At 34.8% G+C, this 20,653-nt stretch carries 16 protein-coding genes and 1 pseudogene; 15 read left to right on the forward strand and 2 right to left on the reverse strand.

Features of this window, described 5'->3' with window-relative positions; all coding sequences use genetic code 11:
* Positions 1–83: 83 nt before the first annotated feature.
* The 3 genes and pseudogenes from LD028_RS10910 to LD028_RS10920 form a co-directional block, all read left to right on the forward strand.
* Positions 84–644: pseudogene (locus tag LD028_RS10910) on the forward strand (restriction endonuclease subunit S); the annotation flags it as partial.
* Between the two features lie 34 nt (positions 645–678).
* Positions 679–3,741, forward strand: coding sequence for a type I restriction endonuclease subunit R (locus LD028_RS10915; protein ID WP_237810576.1), 3,063 nt, complete (start codon positions 679–681; stop codon positions 3,739–3,741).
* A gap of 235 nt (positions 3,742–3,976) precedes the next feature.
* Positions 3,977–4,243: a hypothetical protein gene (locus tag LD028_RS10920; RefSeq protein WP_237810577.1), complete on the forward strand. Its 267-nt coding sequence runs from the start codon at positions 3,977–3,979 to the stop codon at positions 4,241–4,243.
* Positions 4,244–4,296: 53 nt separating this feature from the next.
* Here the strand turns inward: LD028_RS10920 and LD028_RS10925 are convergent, their stop codons facing one another.
* Positions 4,297–5,118, reverse strand: coding sequence for a tyrosine-type recombinase/integrase (locus LD028_RS10925; protein ID WP_237810578.1), 822 nt, complete (start codon positions 5,116–5,118; stop codon positions 4,297–4,299).
* A 447-nt stretch (positions 5,119–5,565) separates the two neighbouring features.
* On the opposite strand from LD028_RS10925, the gene LD028_RS10930 reads away from it, so the two are divergent.
* From LD028_RS10930 to LD028_RS10980, 11 genes are all read left to right on the forward strand, one after another.
* Positions 5,566–8,229, forward strand: a complete 2,664-nt coding sequence (locus LD028_RS10930; protein WP_237810579.1) for a hypothetical protein — start codon at positions 5,566–5,568, stop codon at positions 8,227–8,229.
* 687 nt (positions 8,230–8,916) lie between these two features.
* Positions 8,917–9,183 (forward strand): hypothetical protein, encoded by a 267-nt coding sequence (locus LD028_RS10935; protein WP_111646356.1) that lies wholly within the window; start codon positions 8,917–8,919, stop codon positions 9,181–9,183.
* Between the two features lie 137 nt (positions 9,184–9,320).
* Positions 9,321–9,695 carry a hypothetical protein gene (locus tag LD028_RS10940; RefSeq protein WP_237810580.1) on the forward strand — a complete coding sequence of 125 codons (375 nt, stop codon included), beginning with the start codon at positions 9,321–9,323 and terminating at the stop codon, positions 9,693–9,695.
* 137 nt (positions 9,696–9,832) lie between these two features.
* Positions 9,833–10,255, forward strand: a complete 423-nt coding sequence (locus LD028_RS10945; RefSeq protein ID WP_237810581.1) for a hypothetical protein — start codon at positions 9,833–9,835, stop codon at positions 10,253–10,255.
* Positions 10,256–10,368: 113 nt separating this feature from the next.
* Positions 10,369–11,634, forward strand: coding sequence for a PIN domain-containing protein (locus tag LD028_RS10950; protein ID WP_237810582.1), 1,266 nt, complete (start codon positions 10,369–10,371; stop codon positions 11,632–11,634).
* A 42-nt stretch (positions 11,635–11,676) separates the two neighbouring features.
* Positions 11,677–12,054 (forward strand): hypothetical protein, encoded by a 378-nt coding sequence (locus tag LD028_RS10955; protein WP_146612822.1) that lies wholly within the window; start codon positions 11,677–11,679, stop codon positions 12,052–12,054.
* Positions 12,055–12,128: 74 nt separating this feature from the next.
* Positions 12,129–12,683, forward strand: coding sequence for a hypothetical protein (locus LD028_RS10960; RefSeq protein WP_237810584.1), 555 nt, complete (start codon positions 12,129–12,131; stop codon positions 12,681–12,683).
* A gap of 47 nt (positions 12,684–12,730) precedes the next feature.
* Positions 12,731–13,747, forward strand: coding sequence for an S-layer homology domain-containing protein (locus LD028_RS10965; RefSeq protein WP_237810588.1), 1,017 nt, complete (start codon positions 12,731–12,733; stop codon positions 13,745–13,747).
* 767 nt (positions 13,748–14,514) lie between these two features.
* Positions 14,515–14,751 carry a hypothetical protein gene (locus LD028_RS10970; protein ID WP_237810585.1) on the forward strand — a complete coding sequence of 79 codons (237 nt, stop codon included), beginning with the start codon at positions 14,515–14,517 and terminating at the stop codon, positions 14,749–14,751.
* Between the two features lie 931 nt (positions 14,752–15,682).
* A complete protein-coding gene (locus LD028_RS10975; RefSeq protein WP_237811829.1) occupies positions 15,683–17,359 on the forward strand; it encodes an RNA-binding domain-containing protein in 1,677 nt (558 codons plus the stop codon).
* A gap of 406 nt (positions 17,360–17,765) precedes the next feature.
* Complete coding sequence (locus tag LD028_RS10980; protein WP_052659465.1) at positions 17,766–18,752, forward strand: hypothetical protein; 987 nt, start codon at positions 17,766–17,768, stop codon at positions 18,750–18,752.
* A 316-nt stretch (positions 18,753–19,068) separates the two neighbouring features.
* Here the strand turns inward: LD028_RS10980 and LD028_RS10985 are convergent, their stop codons facing one another.
* Positions 19,069–19,938, reverse strand: a complete 870-nt coding sequence (locus tag LD028_RS10985) for a DUF6414 family protein (RefSeq protein WP_237811830.1) — start codon at positions 19,936–19,938, stop codon at positions 19,069–19,071.
* A gap of 400 nt (positions 19,939–20,338) precedes the next feature.
* Between LD028_RS10985 and LD028_RS10990 the strand changes: the two genes are divergently transcribed.
* On the forward strand, positions 20,339–20,596 hold the full coding sequence (locus LD028_RS10990) for a hypothetical protein (protein WP_237811831.1): 258 nt from the start codon (positions 20,339–20,341) through the stop codon (positions 20,594–20,596).
* The last annotated feature ends 57 nt before the right edge of the window (positions 20,597–20,653 follow it).

Below are 20,653 nucleotides of genomic sequence, written 5' to 3' on the forward strand. Positions count from 1 at the left end.
CACCCCTCATCATTGATAGATTTACTGTACATTTCTCTATTCGTTGTGTCTATAATCTAGACTAACATCACTTCTCTGAATCGGGGGATTATATTGTTCTCACTCCCGGAAATTTCAAAGAAAATGGGGGAATAAAATCTAAGGGAGAAAAGGAAAAGTTCTATAATGGTGATTTTCCAAAACAATATTTACTAAATGAAGGCGATTTATTAGTTGTGATGACAGATTTAGTGGCTGAAGCACCTTTGCTTGGCAGTCCTGCGTTTATTAACGAAAATGATAAATATCTCCACAATCAGAGACTAGGGAAGGTAATTTTAAAAGATGAAAATCAAACGGATATCTTCTATATTTATGAAACTTTAAACTCACCGTATGTTAGGAATATTATTAGAGCAGGGGCCTCGGGAACGACGGTTAAACATACATCACCTTCGAGAATTGAAGAAATCAAGGTTATTAATCCTCCAAGCGAGATTCAAAAACAATTTGGTCAATACCTATCAGGATTTTTTAACTTAATAAAAAATAATGAGAAAGAAGTAAGAGATTTACAGGCAACAAGAGATTTTCTCCTCCCTCGCCTTTTATCCGGTGAAATTGATTTATCTAAAGCAGAAAAGCAAGTAGAAAAAGTGCTTTAAATAGACTTACATTCGACTAGGAGGTGCAAGCAACATGACGAGACCTCTAGGTGAAACGGAATTTGAAGAAACGACGATTGAACGTTTAAAGAGATTAGGTTATGACTATCTTCATGCGCAGGAATTGTTTCAGCGTGGAGAGCGTAATAGTCTTCACGAAGTAGTTCTTTATGGTCGGTTGGAAGCCTTCTTAAAGAAGGCTTATCCGGCCATACCTGAACATGAAATAAAAGGACTTGCTCAAGTACTAACAGCGCCAGATGGTGTAAAATTGATTAACCGCAATATGCATTTTCACAAAATGTTGACGAAAGGCCTCGAATTCTCTTATGAGGTAAACGATGAAACATACACACCTCATGTTTTCCCGATCGATTGGGAACATCCAGAGAACAATGACTTTTTAGTGGTTAATCAATTGCCGATTGAAGGGCGCATGTCCCGTAGGCCAGATATCGTTATATATATTAACGGTTTACCGCTGATTGTATTTGAGTTAAAAAATCCAAACAACGAGCAAGCGACTGTTTATGATGCGTATACTCAAATTCAAAACTATACGTATGATATCTCACAATTATTTAACTACAACGCTTTTGTTGTCATTTCCGATAACGTGGAAACGAAGCATGGAATGCCGTTTGCCGATTACGATTTCTTTGCTTCATGGAAATCGATTGATGGACGAAATATTGATAACAACCGTGCCAATACGATGCGTACGCTGATTGAAGGATTATTCCCGAAAGATCGTCTACTAAATTATATTCGTAATTTCATTGTCTTTTTGGAGGAAGGTAGTAAAATTACGAAAGTTGGCGCGAAATATCATCAGTTTTTTGGTGTGAACTTCGCTGTTAATGAAGCGATACGTGCGACGCGGCCTGACGGAGACCGAAAAATCGGGGTTATGTATCATACAACGGGTTCGGGTAAATCGCTAAGTATGTTATTTTTCGCAGGAATTTTGTCTCGTCACCCAGAAATGGAAAATCCATCTATTGTTATTCAAGTAGATCGCAATGATTTAGATGAACAACTCTACGATACTTTTGTTCAGGCAGAATCATTTATTGGGAAGGTAAAACGTGCAAAGAATGTTGAAGAATTGCGTACATATCTCAGAGCAGAGGCAACTCCCGTTATATTCTCTACGATTGAAAAATTCCGTAAGAAAGAAGGAGAAACTAAGCACCCAGTTTTATCCGAAAGACGAAACATTGTTGTGATTGCTGATGAAGCACATCGCACCCAAGCCGGTTTTGCAGGTGGATTTGCTGCTCAATTGCGTTATGCTTTGCCGAACGCTTCCCATATTGGATTTACAGGAACTCCAGTCGATTTTGTTGATAACAATACGGAGGAGATTTTTGGACATATTATCCATCGTTACGATATGGCTCAGGCAGTGGCAGATAAAGCGACATTACCAATCTACTATGAAAGTCGCTTAATCCCGCTTGATTTATCGGCTGACGACATTGATGAAAAATACAAGGAAATTATCGTAGAGGCTGGTGGAGACGATGAAGAGTCAGAGAACTATAAAAGAAAATGGGCCGCTCTGGAAAAAGTCGTCGGTACTCCAAAACGGCTCCGTCGTTTAGCCAAAGATATCGTATCACATTTTAACCAAGTCGCCAATCCGTTTCAAAAAGCAATGATTGTCTGTATGAGCCGGCGAATTGCGGTAGATTTGTATAATTATCTAAGAGAGATTCCAGAATGCCCTCCTGTTGAAGTGATAATGACAGGAGATGTATCAAAGGATCCTAAAGAGTGGCGCGAAGTTCAGCCGGGAAGCAAATATGCGCATATTAAATCGAAAAAAGAACAAGAAGAAGTGAAAGCCAAACTTCGTGATCCAGAAGATCCTTTGAAATTTGTCATTGTCGTTGATATGTGGTTAACAGGAATGGACGCCAAACCGCTTTCTTATCTTTATATCGATAAGCCAATGAAGGGACACAACCTGATGCAGGCCATTGCCCGTGTAAACCGTGTGTTTCCGGGAAAAGAAGGCGGAGTAGTCGTTGATTATATTGGAATTGCTACTTTACTGAAAGAAGCAACTCATAAATATACGCAAAGTGGCGGCACGGGAAGTCCTACTTATGATATTTCAGAGGCCGTTAATATCTTCATGGATCATCTGAAGGCAGTAAGAGGATTTATTCCAAGCGAGATTGATGTGCAAAACTGGCGCACAAAACCAAAAATAGAACGAGAGGACTTCATTGCTGACCTTGTTAATGTCCTTTTAAATAGTGATCCGGAAGAATATATTCAAACAGCCACCAAACTAGAAAAATCGTATCAGTTGGTGAAACATCAACCGGAAGTACTTGAACTTGCAGATGAAGTTATGCTCTATTTCATGATGAAAGCACAACTTCGCAAACATTTGCGGCCACCAATTGAAAAACCGAGTGAAAATAAAACATTAGAAGAGCGATTATCAGAACTCATTGATAACAGTCTGTTAGCAAAAGAAACCGTTGACATTTTCCAAATAGCAGGAATTGAACGCCCAGATATCAGCATATTGGACGATGCGTTCTTGGCAGATTTAACAAAAAAAGAGCATGTAGACTTGCGTTTAAAGTTGCTGAAAAAACTTTTAGAGGATCAAATCAAAGTGACATTTAGCCAAGGAAGCCCACAGTCAAAGGCGTTAAGCGAACTTCTAGAGAAAACGTTAAGGGATTATCATAATCGGGTTATTCAGGCTGCCGATGTGGTCAGGGTTATGATTAAAATGCGCAAAGAAATGGAAGAAGAAATACGCAAGCGACACGACTTAGGATTGTCAGAGGAAGAAATTGAATTTTACAAAGCGATCACTGCTATGGAGCAGGAAGCGTTCTCAAACGAGTTTCTTGCTAGTTTAATCCATAAGGTGGTTAAAGCCTTAAAGAAACAATTAGCCGTAGACTGGACAAGTCCTCACCGTCGAGATGTCTACGCTAAAGTGAAATTAGCCGTCAAGCAAGTGCTCATGAAAGAGAAAATTACGGGGCAACAATTACAATTCTTAACAAATAAATTCATGGAACAAGCCGAACAACAATATAAAGACTGGCCAATGAATGCGTAACAACTAGAACAGATGTCTCTTATAGGGGCATCTGTTTTTGTATCCTTTTTCTAAAAAATTGTTGCTTTTGAGCAAAAACTTAAATAATTATTAAGTATATTAAAAAATTTTTGCGTTTTTTTACAAATATGATATAATACACAAAACAGGGTGTATTACAAAACGTCATATAGCATTTCTTCAAAACACGAATTAAAGCAGTCTCCCCTGAGAAAGAGATAAGGAGGAGATAGCGATGGAACAAACTATTAAGTTAAAAAATGTTACTTTGTTAAAGGAAATTTTAAGAAACGAGGGTTATAACAAAATTATTTTTTGGAAAGACGGGTCATGGGATCTCGTAAGCACTAGTTATCGTGGTGAGACAAGTGGAGAACAACCACTGTTTTCAATTCAAAGTGTTCATAATTACAATCTTACGTGGCGTCAAATCAATGAACTTGTCGCAAAGATTAAATGGAGACTTAATAACCCTAAAGAGTATTGGCACTTTTATGAGTAAATTACAAAAACACCCCAGTAAATGAAGATTACGCTTCATTCACTGGGGGTTTTCTATTTTACCCATAAATCACTTACTGCTTTCATCTTGTCCTCATCAGTTGGAGCAGAGTAACGCAGCACCATATCGGCTGAGGAGTGGCCGCTAAGGGCTTGAATAATGCTAATATCCTCGCCATTTCTTACCAGTCTGGTAATAAAAGTATGACGAAGGGCATGAACATTAACCCCGTATTTTTGGAATATGTGCTGAACAGTTCGAGGAGAAATTCGCTTATTTCTGTTTGATAAGAAAAGAGCAGAATTATCATCAGTGCGATGTTCTAGGTATTTTGTAATTGCTCGCCGGGTTTCAGAGTTTAATGGAATCTTCCGTTCTTTCGCTCCTTTTCCCTTTCTAATAATTACTTCTCCTTTGCGTTCGGATATGACAACATCCGTTTTTTCTAAAGCAACTAATTCGCTGAGTCTTATACCAGTATTAATGAGTAGTTGTGCAATTGCCATATCTCTAAGGTTTCCTGTTCGATCAATTTCTCCAAGTAGGCGATTAACCTCATTTCTTTCGAGAGCCTTCGGAGCCTCATGCAATATGTTTCTCGGCTTTACGACAGAGATGTCTTCAATAGTTTGTTCTTTATTCGCCCAAATGCTGAATTTTTTTATAGCATTCCAAATTTTATTAATCGTAGCCGCACTTTTCCCACGACTAGCCAAAAAATCAATATACTGTTGAACGTCCATGCGTGAGTAATGTTGTAAATCTGTTCCGGCACCTTCTAACCACTTTGAAAACTGTTCTAAAGCATGACAATACGTTTTAATGGTCTCTTTTGACTTTCCTCTCAATGCTTCTTGGGCAAACTGCTGTATCATGTTTCACTCTCCCAGAAAAATTAGGATAAATAATTCTACGACAAAATTTTCTTTTGTTAATGGCTAAAAAAAGAGCATAAAACCATGAAAAATGAGTCTAGAATGGCGTAGAATGCTAATTCTATGCCAGAAATCTACGCAATTCTCATCTCCTTTCTTTAGTAAAGTTATACTTTATGTACTTTATAATTCGGCATTCACAAATGATTCCCTTGAAAAAACTATTTTTGACAAATATATTATGAAATATCTATATTGCATATTGACTGACAATTCTAACTTCTATTAAAATCAAAACACAGTCCAATGATATGACAAAATATCTTTTGTTGAACCAATTTTTAAAACAGAAAGGAGAGTTCTCATAACACAATTTAAAAACATGTAATTAAAAGACCGATCATAGCATTATAACTCTCCCTTTTTAAGAAAAAGGGGGAATGTCGTATGTTAAAAGAAACATTACCAAAAGTGAAAATTAGTCTCGATTCACAGCGCTTTCAGCGAAAGCCTGAAAAATGGGAAACAGCGATTATTTCTAATCGCATTGCTAGTTTACCGACAGAAGTAACGATGCAAGAATTTGCGCAGGCTGTTGTCATTCCAAATGGAAGAAGTTTTGCACCTGCTGTTTTTAGAGAAGGGATTAGAAAAAATGCTTACTGGCTTAGTCAACAGGTTTTTGCTCTTGATATTGATGAGGATTTATCGGTGGCTGATGCTATAAACAGATGCGAGCGATACGATATCATGCCAAACTTTGTTTATACAACATTCCGCTCTACTCCGGAACATGAAAAATTTAGAATGGTGTTCTTGGTAAATGAAGAAATTCATGATATCCGAGTACGAGAGTTGATACAACGTTCGTTAATGACACTCTTCTCGGAAGCAGATATCCAAGCAAAGGATGCTTCAAGACTGTTATTTGGAGGCAAGGAACTGGTCTATGAAGCATATGACAACGTCATAAGCGTTCCAGACTTATTAAATGCTGTTATATTGCACATAAAAGCAGGTTCTAATCCATCACGTGATATGGAACGTTTCTGTCGAAATGTTGGCATTGATTTAATCAACGGTTACCCGAATTATAAGTTGATTGATGAGAATGATGAAATAGCATCAGAAGATAACTTGTTTATTTCAATGACTAAAAAGCGCACCAATCCTATTATATTTAATAGGGAACGCCCGAAAATTAGTCATGGTTCCTATATGATTAAGTTTTCTAAAGAAAATACCGAGGAGTACCATAGAAAAGACGAAGGGGAATTGCTTAAAGATCATTGTTTTAAGATTGATAAGTTGAAAGAAAGTTTTACGCAAATTAGAGACTTTCCATTTGAAAAACTAGAAGAGAACTGTAAACTTTATCGCCAGTCCATATGTGGAGAGTATTGGTTGTATCACAACGAGATGTTTGGAGTTATGACTAACTTGTTGAGAGTAAAAGGTGGTAAAACGAAAGTCGAACAGATCCTCAACAGCAGACCAGAATACGCACAAAAGAAAACGGAATGGAAGGTCATGATTAATCAAATACAGAAGTCGAATTATGCTCCAAGCCGGTGTGATTCGTACTGTCCTTTTGCTACGGAGTGTGAACATGCCCTCAACATGATTGAACAAGGGAAACTGTTCAGAGGCAGAATTCAAGTGACTCAAAAACCGAATTTTCAACCTTTGGAGGATGCGGAAAAGAAACTGAAGCAGTATTTTCACGAAGCGCTTAATTCTGAAGAAAATGGCGTATTTGTGATTAAAGCGCCGACCGGAATTGGAAAAACTCAGTTGTACGTCAACGCTGCTCAAACTCATACGTTTACGATTGCATTACCTACCCATCGGTTGAAGGAAGAAGTTTCACAGCGATTGAACCGCTTAGGCTGCAAGCATGTAAAAGTGCCACAACTACCGGATTTAGATATTGAGTTTGCTGAAAAGATTGAACGTTTGTACAACAATGGTGCATATAAAGCAGTGAATGCTTTTTTAAAGAAAATGGCTCGGCAAAATGAAAAGATTCAAGAGTATCTTCAGGAACTTGAAAACGTTCATAAAGCCCGAAACCAAATTATTTTAACTACTCATCAACGAATTTTATTTACAAAAGATGATACGAACGACACATTAGTCATTGATGAAGATATCATACCAAGTCTGTTGGCTGTTTCAAAAATGAGTGTTTCAGATTTTACGCTTGTGTGTTCCAAGTTAATGCAGAGTAAAGAAAATAGAGCCGCTATCTTTACGATTCAAAACATGGTCTTAAATGCACCTACCGACCTCGTTCAAGAGAGAGCGTCCTACTTGCTCCCCAATGCTAACGAGGTAGAAAAGATTATTGTAGAAGACAGCGCTATAAAATCAGACATTTTGGGCTTCTTAAATTGCTCATATTTTGTAAAAACAAAAGGTCCAAATGGAAATGAGTTCATCTACTTCATTCAACGTCATCAGTTGCCTAAAAAGAAAGTGATTATTCTCAGCGCTACTATCAGCGAAGCGATTGCCAAAATGATGTTTGGTCCAGAAGTTAAATACCGTGATATTGGATTAACGGAATCAAAAGGAGAAATTGTACAAATTCCCATCAAAAGTTTTAGCCGCTACGCGATAAAAGAAAACCAAGAACTCTTGGACTTGGCAAAAAAGTTAATAGACATGTACAATCCTAACAGCGCTATCATTACCTATAAAGGCTTTATGGAGCAAGATGAAACGATTCCTACGTTTGGAAATACAGAAGGGATCGATTCGCTCAAAGGGCAGAACATTACGGTGTTAGGAACGCCTCATGTTAATCCAATCACATATTTGCTCTATTCAGCCGTACTAGGGTATAAACTTGGATTAAATGACAGCGAAATGGAGTATCAACCCGTTCAGCGCAATGGATTTAGATTTTTCTTCAATACGTATGGAAGTAACGAAATATTGCAAGAAATCCAATTTTACTTGATAGAAAGTCAGTTGATTCAAGCCATTGGCAGAGCGCGAATACTTAGAGAAGACGCAAAAGTATTAGTTTTAAGCAATCTTCCGGTACAAGGTGCTCGGTTTATCCATTTATCTCAACGAGACATACAAAATTTATTGCATTCCTAAGTTTTAGAAAAAATGGAGTTACTGGTTGGCACGGAGGCCACTTTCAAATAATATTACGTTACATATTACTATTCATCATACATAACCACTTCACCTGCTTAAAGTTTTAACTACGAAACACTGCGTATTCCACTTCATACAGCACCATTTAGCACTACTACACAAACTGTCTCCTTAAATTGCAAATCCGCTTACATATTTTATCCCTTTGTATTTTAAACATTCATATTGATTATCGTTTATTAATAATGAATATGAACATTTATAATGATTAGTATTGATTAGATTAAATAGTATTCATTCTAAGTGATTAATAACAAAGCATAATCATTATTTACAATAAAATTTTTTCGTGAAGAAGATGAAAAAAATGATTTTTTTCATGTATGTGTCTCATACATAGGTAAATTAGTCTGAAGAAATAAGATAAAAAACGAATAAATTAGGAGAAAATAGATTTATAGCAGCATAAAATCATTTTGGCTTTAAAACGGCTCATATTGCCTAAAATGGTGGATTTCTCACTACTTGTAACAATTGATGAGAGAACGGAATTAGACACACGTTCACACAGTTGGCACGTAAAATTATTAGATTAACTTCTTAAACAGTTTACATTTTTGGCTTAAAAAACAAGGAAATCCCCCCTCCTATTTTGAATCAGATGAGTTAAAAGGGGGGATTTTTATGGTTAAAATTTTGCTTGAGTATAATTTGCTTATATTTCAATGTTGTTTTAAATATACCGTGTTCAAATTCACAAACATTGATAAAACGTATTATGCCGCTGTGGTGGAAATGTCTAATCGTGGGGGAGAATTTGAAATCATTCAGAGCAAAGTGCTGGATCGTTTGTCTGATGCAAAAAAATATTTGCTGGAGTTAAACGAATTCAACTTTCGAACGGATGATATTGATGAATTGAACGAGTTTATTCATTTTTTAGAGGAATAGAGTTTTCGATAAAAGCAATTCAAATGATGCAGCCGATTGTGGGCTGCTTTTTTGTTTAGATAAAAAAAGGAATGTATGTTCGGTGTCTAATTATAAATGTGTAAAATAATTAACAAATGAAAGGATTGAGCGTACTCATGTCAAATAAGGACAAACAACATGGATTAAGGGAAACAAGTTTTATTAAGTTTAGACATGATGATTATATGATTATCATTGCTAGGCATAGCCGCTTCGCTTGGATACAGCATACAGACAGTAAGTACATGTACTTTATGTACATCACACGTTTACAAAAACGTTTAATTGGAGACAACACATCCGAAGTCGCAGAATTTAACATTTTATGCTTTTTCGGTATGTATAACAGTTTTAGTCATTTAATTCAAAACGTGCAGCCGATTCTATCCGAATATATTTTAGACTCAAAAAAGATAGTGGAGATAGTGATGTTATGCGAAGAGTTGTATGACAATGAAGAAGATCATGTAGATGGAGAAGGAATACGGTAAAACAGCAAGGGGAGTCCTTGCTGTTTTGTATTTTATAAACATAAATGGAACAATCGTATAAATTAGGTCCTGTTTTTTGATTTTGGTCGAGATATAATCATATTAAGCGAAAGAGGAATCGTAGGAGAGTGATTAGGGTGGAAAGAATTTTGCCTAAAAAGCAGGAGAGGCTCGTCTTTTATATGTATAACTTTGTTTTAAGGATATTTTTAATCTTGCTCGCTGCTAAATTGAGTCAAAAATATTTTCTACATGGTTTTTGGCTATATGCATTCATTGCTTATCTTAGTATGACAGGGGGCGCTTTTATTTATAGGCGAATGTATATTCCAACATACCAGATGCTTGTTATACAAGATGGGAAAGAGAAAATACCAGTAATCTTCGTTTATTGTATGCTCACATTGATCATGATTGTTTGTATATTTGGTGGACTGATTTTATTTTTTCAACAAAAGGATATTTTTACGGTCATTTTTGTGCCCTTTTTCTTTTTTATGGGAGCGTTGATTTGGGAGATAACGATTAGCCGGATGATTACTCTTTTGGGCAGAACATGAGTGAAAAATCTTAATATTGCTACTAAAATACCATTACATTAAAATGGTTATTTAGTATAATTTAGTTATATTTATCTTTAATTTACCTTATCAGTAAAAAAGGGGTGCCAATAGTGGAGCAACTAGAACTAATAAGAAAAATACTCATGTGGGGGTCAATTGTACTACTCATTTTATCTGTTGCTTTTTTTAGAAAAGGTAAAAAAATGTCTAGACTTTATGGAAAAAATCATATGGGTAGGATGAACAAAGTCAACCTACGAGCGACAATGCCAGTTAAGTTTTCTGAAGACAGCATTATAAAGGCAGCACATGTTATAAAGAGTTTACCTAACTGCTATCTTGCTTTTGATACAAACATTTTGCTTGATTATCCGTACGTGCTTGTCAATTTGGTGGAAGATACCAAAATTTTAATTAGTGAGCAAGTTCGCAGGGAACTAGATAAGATTAAAGATAGTGGTTCAGAAGCGAGCGACGCCGCTAGAATTGCTCTAAAAAACATTTCTAATCTTCATAAAGACAACAGGCTCGAAATTGTCCAAGTGGATAAAAAGAAAGCGGAGGAATTAGGGCTTGATCCTAATTCGGGAGACGATTTGATTATCGGTTCCTATCTTGAAAGAGTAAAGAATGGAAGACAAGTTGTTTTTATTACGAATGACAATAATGCTAGAACAACCGCTAGAACAACAAAATTGAAAGTGCTAGAACTTGATTGGGAAGAAAAACTATTGAGAGAAAACAAAAAACGGAAAACGTCTGTATATCGCCCCGGATATGCCTATAAACTTTTTGCGATTATTTCGTTTTCTTTGTTTATTGGATTCTTAGCAGGAATGGGACACATAGAGAAAAAGATGGAGCAAGAAGCCCAACCAGCAATGGCCACCTCTTCTGGAAAAGGAGGACCAGCATATGTAAAAGGAGATTATCCTTATGTCATCAAGAATGAGTACGGAAACTCGTTTCAAGGAAAAAAAGCAGGGGATTGGGGCGCAAGCGCGATTGTAGATATTCGTTATTCTGACTCATTTTTTGCACGTACTCTCGGAAATTACAAAGTGACACTTGGGGTTTGGAATACAAAACAAGTTGAGGAAAAAACAAATAAGTTGACATATTTGATTGTCTTGAAAAATGGAAAGCAATATGAGCCGCAGTCAACAAACTTTTTTAATTATGATAAGAAGCAAGGAATTGAAATTCCTAGCGTTAACAGCCGTGTTAAGTTTGAAAACGTTAACGGATATGACAGCGTTGGTTTCAATATAGAGAAAACTGAATTGAAAGATTTAGAGAATGCTGAACTTCGTTTAGTACATAAAGTGACGAAAGAAGTCATCCAAACATTGCCGTTGAAAGTCTTGAAAAAATAATGGAAAGGACAGATACAGATGTCATTTTCGGACTGGTTATCATTGGCTTGGCACATCTTATACCCAAGTGTTGTGATTTTTGTTGTTTTGTTTTCCTTATGGAGAATTACCGCATTTTTGATGAATGGTTTTAATCGCTTAGTCCAAAAAATTGATGGTACTGATCTAGCAAGTGGAAGTAATCTGACAGGTAGATATAATACTAAACGATATCATGTATTTTCAAAAACAGACAAGTACGATGGATTAGATGAACTAATGGATGATATGGATAGGAAGTTTCAAGAAGATAGTTTGCGATTTAGCGAGGAAAGTTTAAGGGAAAGTATGCGGTTTCAAGAAGAGTCGCTGCGTTCGTTTAACGAAGATTCTATGCGCTTTAACGATCATCATGACCACCATAACCATCATCAGTGGTAGTCATGCTTTAGGAAAAATCACGCATTTTTTGCACCAAAGAGGTGAGTATCCTAGAAATGTCCGTGATAAAAGTTGTGCAAACAGCATTAAGATGGCTTTTCCCATTTTCAAATAAACATGAAATAGAAATTGTTGACCAGTTTCATGAACATTGCGCTGATGAGCGTATGCCAATCACAGTTGAAGACGTTAAATGGTATGTAGAGCAAGTCGAAAAAAAAGATCCGCACGCATTAAAAGGCATTAAATCAATCATCTTGTGCAATATGGAGCCTCAATTTCATCCGAATATTCGAGGAAGTTATACTCCTACAAAAAAAGGGGCAATTATTCGATTGTATGGAATGGCGTATTGTTCTAATGTTGATAAATATACGCTCGATTTTAATAATAGAGAAGAAATAAAATTAGGGTTTACACCTGTGCAAGCGAGAGACCTCATGCTTTCAACTTTAGGACATGAAATTGGCCATAATGTAGAATACAGAAGATCAGGCCGATTGTTTGGCGACGATGTTGAAAAGTTTTGCGATCAATACGCAGATGAATTGAATATTGTTGTAGACCCTGAGCGTAGTGGGCAAGGGAAAGTGGTTTACGTTGACGATATCCTCCTATCGCGAGTTTAGTAACGATTTTGGAAAAGAATGCTTAGAAGGAGTGACTCCATGTGAATATGATAAAGCGTGTAGCCGCCATTATTGTCACCTTATCTTTGTGTTTTACATTATTCGTAATGAATGGCTCAGCCCAATCCAAATTTAAAGACATTCCTAACAACTATTGGGCGAAGAAAGAAATTGAAGAACTAGTATCCAAAGGGATTATCAATGGATATCCAGATGGCACTTTTAAACCTAACCAATATGTTACGAGAGCACAAGCCGCCGTTATCGTTGGTAAAGCGATGCAAATCAACACGAAATACCGCCCAAATCCGGGATTCATAGATGTCAAATCGAAAGATGCTGCTTATCCATATATTGCGGCTTTAGTGGAACGTGGGATTTTTTCGAAAGGAAAGAAGTTTAATCCTAATAACTCATTAACACGGGAACAGTTGGCAAAGATTTTAGTAGAAGCATTTGCTTTACAAGGTACAACAAAAACAGAGTTTAAGGATGTTCCGAAAAATCACTGGGCATATAAATATATCAATACGCTAGTAGCAACAGGAATTACAACAGGCAAAACATCTGACAAATTTGACCCGACTGGAAAAGTAACAAGAGCGCAAATGGCGGTGTTTGTAAAACGAGCATTAGATTACCAAGAAAAACAAATTGCTAATCTAAATCCTTTTGTGAAAGAAGTAGTATCTTTGGTTAATAAAGAACGTGCAAAAGAAAAACGTCCTCCATTAAAGTTAGCGTTAGATGTAACGAGAGTTGCTCAATTGAAAGCCGAAGACATGAGAGATAACGATTATTTTGCTCATGTTTCTCCGAAATATGGAGATCCACGAGATATGTTAAGTAAATTTAATGTATACTATCAGTACGCTGGCGAAAATATTGCAGGTGGTCAAAGGACCCCAGAAGAAGTAATGACTGATTGGATGAACAGTCCGGGGCATCGGAGTAATATTTTAGACCCAGTTTATACAGAGATAGGTGTTGGAGTTGTTGAAATAGGAAGTATAGGAGAGGGGCAATCGGTATATTATTGGGTGCAAATGTTTGTAGCAAGATAATTATTCGCAATCTCCTATTCTTTATGTTCTTCACACGGGGCTTTGGCTCCGTGTTTTTGTTTTGCATATAACAACCGATAAAAAGCAGGATTGGGATCTTCAAAGTCTAAATGATGCTCAGTAAGCGAAATAGCGTAAGACAAAGGAGGAATTCTCATGTCAGCACTGTATTCACTGATTACATGGGCAGAAAAGGCTTCAGACGTTTGTTTGCTGCTGTTTGTTTTTATACTTATAGTTGCACTTGCTGATTTATTTATTAATCTTTGTTTTAAAAATTTGTCTAAAACGAAGGTTTACAGATACGTGAAGTATGTTATTGGGATTTTAATTTTATTATCGATTTTTTGCATAGTTATTTATTCTTTTTTAATGATTTGAGCAGAAGGAAAACGATAGAAGTGGAATTAAGTGTCTTATTAGTTTAATTACTTTGATCATTTTGTATTACATTCGAGATTTACTGAAATGACACACGAATTAAGGTAGAGAACAGTGGGCTTTTTAAGGCTTAACTGTTCTTTATTTTATTCATGAGGATATGATATAAGACTTTTGCGATAAAAACAGGTAATTTTCTATGAATATGTAAACATATAAAGTAAGAGATGAGTTATTAAGAGGGGAGGGAACGGACAATGAAGTACACAGTAGAAGAATTAATCGAAATTAATTTTCTGTACAAAAATTCTGCATTGAAAAGTGTTGTAGAGATTGAGCCGTACAAAAAGGTATCTTTGGTACTTAAAACAGTAGAAGGAACAGTTTTGCACTGGGTCTTGCCGTATTTTGAATACATACAGATTAGTAAGAATTTTTACATAGAGGAAATTCCGATGTTAATTGATTTATTTAAACAAGATATCATTTATGAAATCATAAAAATTCCAAAGTATAACTACTACAAATTAAATTTTCGGGAAATTAAAAGGGACTATATATTGCAGGAAAAAGTGTTTCGTTACGTCATGAGTAATTATTTAATGGAAACGAACCGTAATTAACAATAAGTGGTTCAGGCAGAGAGCGAAGACCAGAGCCGTTTGAGTTGAATTTAATGAACTTTATAAAATAAATTCCACTAATAAATGAAATGCATATCTATAACACAGAAGTTCTTCCTTTACATATGGAGAGATTTCAATAGTTTATTGTAATGTATAATTTCCAACCTAAACACTAAATACACTTTGATAAACAGTAGCAGTTCATCGTAACCAATAATTGTGATGAACTGCCTTTTTGTTTGTAAGAAAAGATTGAGTGTAAGTTCTCGCTACTTACTAATTGTTTAAAATGTTCTTTATTAGGAAAATTTAGTAATAAAAAGCATGCGGAGGAGTATGTATGAGGATACTCTCTAAAATTTCTTTTTATGTTTCAGTGATTTCTAGTGTAGTTCTTTTATCAGCAATTGTGTTGGATTTAGCAATTAATAAACAAAGATTGTTTAATGCTAAGGAGTATTTACAATGTTTTTTATTAATTCTGATTGCAATTACAATGAAGTTTATAATAATTCCCTATTATGAAAGGAAGAAGGGGACAAGGCATGTCTAGTGATTTTCATCTCAGTTAACGGTGCTTATTAGTTATGTAATTTGTCTTAACAACTTCAGATAATAGTCAACAAATAGCGATTGTTAGCAATTATTCACAATCATTTTAATTGTTGTAATGATTATTTTATTATTCGTGAAATAGTTCATGGAATTTTTTAACAATAAAAAGCGAAGAAATAAATCAAGAAGAGGTTGTTTAACGGAAGATTGAAAACGGGGCAATCGCTCCGTTTTTAATTTTTTATAGGAGTTGTCTTTTGCAAAAAGGACAAAATAAGATATGTGTTGAATGTAATAATATATAGTAAATACTACAAAATTTCGATATGTTATACATAAAGTAAGTTCTACTGTTATAATCGTATTTACGGAGGTGACGATATTGAATGAAATAGAACTAAAAAAATTATTGGATGAGTTTAGAAGCCTCCCCTCCGAAAATGAATGGGTAGAGTTTAAAGAAGCCAAGAGTAATTTCCATTTTGATGATTTAGGTGAATACTTTTCAGCGTTGAGCAATGAGGCTAACTTAAAAAATCAGCCTTATGGGTGGCTTATTTTTGGAGTAAAAGATAAAAATAAAGAAATTGTTGGAACACAATACAGAGAAAATAGAGCAGATTTAGATCGCCTTAAATATGAGATATCAAGGCATACAAACGATGGATTATCGTTTGTTGAGATTTATGAACTTTTTTATCCAGAGGGCAGGGTGATTATGTTTCAGATTCCTGCTGCGCCAAAAGGAATGCCAACATCTTGGAAAGGTCATTATTTTGGCCGAAATGGTGAGTCGAAAGGTCCACTCAACATACAAGAAATCGAAAGTATTCGCAATCAACGTATGAAAGAAGATTGGTCGGCTGGGATTTGCCCCGGTGCTACGATTGACGACTTAGATAAAACCGCCATTGAGAAGGCAAGAGAAGAGTATAAAAAGAAGAATCCGCGTTTAGCCGAAGATGTCGATAAATGGGATGATATAACGTTTCTGAATAAAGCAAGGGTAACGATTAACGGACAAATTACAAGAGCAGCCATTATATTGCTTGGTAAACCTGAATCCGAACATTTTTTGGCGCCGGCTGTTGCAAAAATGACATGGATTTTGAAAGACGAACATAATATTGAGAGGGACTATGAGCATTTTGGACCGCCATTTATTTTAAACACAAATGAACTTTTTGCAAAAATCCGCAATTTAAAATATCGCTATATGCCGGACCAAAGTTTGTTCCCTATTGAAGTGAATCAGTATGATCCTTATGTCATTCGTGAAGCGTTGCATAACTGTATTGCTCATCAAGATTACACTCTTCAAGGACGAATTAATGTTGTTGAAAAACCAGAGGAATTAATTTTTACAAATCTTGGTGAGTTTATTCCTAAAACGATTGAGAATGTGATTGAACGTGATGCACCTCAAGAATATTATCGAAATCGCTTTTTAGCCGAAGCAATGGTCAATCTGAATATGATTGATACAATTGGTTCGGGAATTAAGAAAATGTTTTTAGAGCAACGAAAAAGATTCTTTCCAATGCCAGATTATGATTTAAGTGAGCCAAATAAAGTTAAGGTAACTATTTACGGCAAAATACTGGATTACAACTATACTCGCATGCTGATCAATCATACAGATCTGGATCTCAGCGTAGTAATTGCATTAGATAAGGTACAAAAAAAGCAGCGCATCACACAAGAAGAAGCAAAGAAATTAAGGGCATTAAAATTAGTGGAAGGCAGATATCCAAACCTATATGTTTCCGCTAAAATTGCTGAACTTACAGGAGATAAGACTACTTATATTAAAAACAGGGCTTTTAACAAAGAGCATTATAAGCAGATGATTATTTCGTTTTTGCGTCAGTATAAAGTGGCAAGTAGGAAAGATATTGATGATTTGTTGCTAGATAAACTATCTGATGCTCTTGATGAGAAGCAGAAAAGAAAGTACATCGGCAATTTGCTTCAAGAAATGTCTAAAAAGGATAAAACCATTGTCAATCAAGGATCTACCCGCTATCCAAAATGGGTATTAACTAATTAGTTAAACTTAGTTTTAAATTAGTTATAGGTTTAGTTAATAAAATTAGTTATAAAAATGCTTGAATGTTGATTTTACGCGGTTTTTCCATTAACTAATTAGTTATAGGAATAGTTATTGTTAGTTGTAGGATTTAGTTAAAGACATCGGTTAGATTTAAACCGGTGTCTTTAATTTTATGGAGGTTTTTATTTAGGAATGTTGAATTCTAAAATCATAGGGTAATTATTTTGAAGAGAGTAAGGGGGATTTCAGTATTTTAACTGATTCTTTAGCAGAACCGCAGTTGAATAGGTTTATCAGAGGTTAACTCCAGAATAAAGAGAATTAATCATTAATCCATTTGTGAAAAGTAGGTAAAAAGCAAAATAGATAAATGCTGAATAAAATAAGGAAGGGAGTTACATCCTTGTGTATTGTAAATAAGAGTAATCCATATTTTGATATTTTAAAGGACCGGTATAAGGAATTTAAAGAAAATATAGTTGAAAAATTTCCTGTTGAATTTATTGAAGTAGATAATCGAGTAACTGTTGTCTTATCAGATGCAGGTACTGAGTGGTTTCAAATAACTAGAGGAAAAGGGAATTCTGTTATTGTTTCAATAAGTTCTTATTGCAGCAGTTTTGAGTCGACAGATGAAAGTGGGATTTACTACGATGATTTTCAGATAAATCTCATTAATTCAATAGGTATATCTAATTTTGATTTTAATTTTGTGAAAGTATATGGAAAAAAAGATATGGTCGAATTGATTTTCAATAATGAGAAAGATTTAGCCGTATTTGAATTTCATAAATCTCAATGGCTAAAAAAATTACTTGAGGTAACGTATGAATTTCTTGTAAAAATGAGTCTATTTACTTCTATAAATGATGACATAGAAAGTTATGATGAAAATTCAACAGTAAATAAAACTATGGAAAGGCATATTTCTACACTTAAAGATAAAGATATCGAATCGATCCTTAAAAAGATTGAAAACAATCTTGATTTAAATGTTGAAAATAAATCAAGACGTGAGCAAGGCATTCTGCGCAGATACTTATTTAGGGATAAGCGCATTGGAAAATGTGGTATATGTCAAAAAGAATTTCCAATTAATTTCCTTGTTACAGCACATATAAAAAAGAGATCAGAATGTCAATTGGAAGAAAAAATAGATTTTAGGAATATTGTCATGCCTATGTGTAAATTCGGTTGTGATGATTTATTTGAAAAGGGATATATTTCAGTTGTAGATGGTATTGTAGTTAGCATGAAGCATAAAAATAGAACGCCTAGCATTGATGAAATAATTTCAAACATAGAAGGGAAGAAGTGTCCATATTGGAACAAAACAAGCAAGAAATATTTTGAATGGCATTATAAATTCCACTTAAGTAACAATATCTAAAGCACATAACACAATATTTTGGAATTCGATTTAATAAAATGAGTGTATTTTATAATTCGCTATTCTAATTAAAAAAGACCTTACAAATTATGAATGAATGGAAATTATCAGATAGGTATTTATAATTTATTTTTACGTTTTGTTTGCTGATTACATTTTCATTAGCAGAAATAAAAATACGTTAACAATTCAGTCCAATTAGAAAGCCCTCTAATCTCCTAAAAAACGAGATTAGAGGGTTTATTTTATATGTGAACATAAAAGTTTTTAACGAGAACAAAATAGCAAACAATACTCAAGTTTCATGATTAACATTTTAAAATTCTCTGTAAATCGCAATAGGTGTAACAGCAACATTAGGATAACAAACTGTTGCAACAAGTTCTTTGAAGGAGTTTGTCACTTCTACTAGTTCATCTATAATTGTATTTACTGAAGACATTTTTGAGAAAGGGGATAATTTGTGTTTATTTCGTTCATCAATAATACGTTTAGCATTATCTAAGGCGTCTTTGGACGGAATACGACTAATTTGGCAAAACATTTTCCAATCGTAATCTAAATAATTTCCGTATTTGAATAATATATCAGACATGTTTTCACGCAAATATTCTCTCTTTAAATTGCCGATAAATGAGCGTTCCATCCCTGTTTCATCAACAAATTGCATTTTATAAACTATTAAATCAGGCATAACGTTCTCCATGAAAGTCGCCAGTTGCGTAAAAACACTATCCTTAACACGATTTCGTCGCTTTGTTGAACCTGTTTGGAATAAAGATTCAATCTTATCACCGTTGGCTGCCAGAGACCTTAGTTCACTGTAATCCAAAATATTACTATATCCACTAACGATAACAAAAGTTCCTACTTCTACTTGATTCATACAAATTTTATCGTTTTCAGTATCCAATTCTACTAAATTTTTTAAGGATTTCTTAGCCACTTCAAATGAATAGTCGTGGAAAATTTTATTTTCAGTGGTGTTTTTTGCTAGTTCGCCACTTAATCCTAATTTCCATTTTAAAAGAATTTCAGTAATTGAAGATGAGACTTCAGAATTCCCTGTAACTTTTTTCGACTTTTGACTTATGATTGACTCGACCATTCCACTATTTAATTGAGCAATAATCGAATCAATACGATGTCTGTCTAGATAAATAAATTCCTTAAAGGAGCCACTCATGTTTCACACCTCCGGCTATTAGATATTTATATAGTACACAATAATTCAATATATATCAAACGTATGTTCTATATAATCTCACTATAGATTTTAAGTTTTAAACACTAGCCAAAATCAATATTAAAAACCAATCTAATGATTTACGGAATTTACAAGAATTTCTCTAATGGTAATACTTGTTTGTTATTGGATAAATTTATATAATTAACTATATGTAAATAAAAATCTTAGCAAGTGGTTGCCTTTACAACACAATTGGTTAATAAGTATTTACAGAACGATTCAAACTACGGTTTAAACTCCATATGTAAAACAATAATGCTAAAAACACAATTTAAACTACATATTTACAGTACTGTTTAAAATACATACCACTCCTGCTAGCACAGGGGGTATGTGTATGTACGTTAAGGAAAGAATATTACACGAAAATCAGACTCTTCACCTGCATACGATGTATAAACGGCATCGTGCAGGGGTGAAGGAAATGGAAACAGTCACTCAACCTTCCCAACAAATCAAAGAGATCGAGGGGAAGTATGGAGCAATCAAAGTATTTCAATCCCAGAGGGAAGTTTCAAAGACAGACGAGGATATCCATTCTTTAATTGCAAGAGTTCTGCTGATGAAACAGAAAAGACTGGCCAACAACGGCTAGTCTTTTTTGTTTATGAGTGAAATAGATACATATTTTCGTATTTTAGTAGATATCATA

This window comes from Anoxybacillus sp. LAT27 (assembly GCF_022030075.1).
In the GTDB taxonomy this organism is placed as follows: domain Bacteria; phylum Bacillota; class Bacilli; order Bacillales; family Anoxybacillaceae; genus Anoxybacillus; species Anoxybacillus kestanbolensis.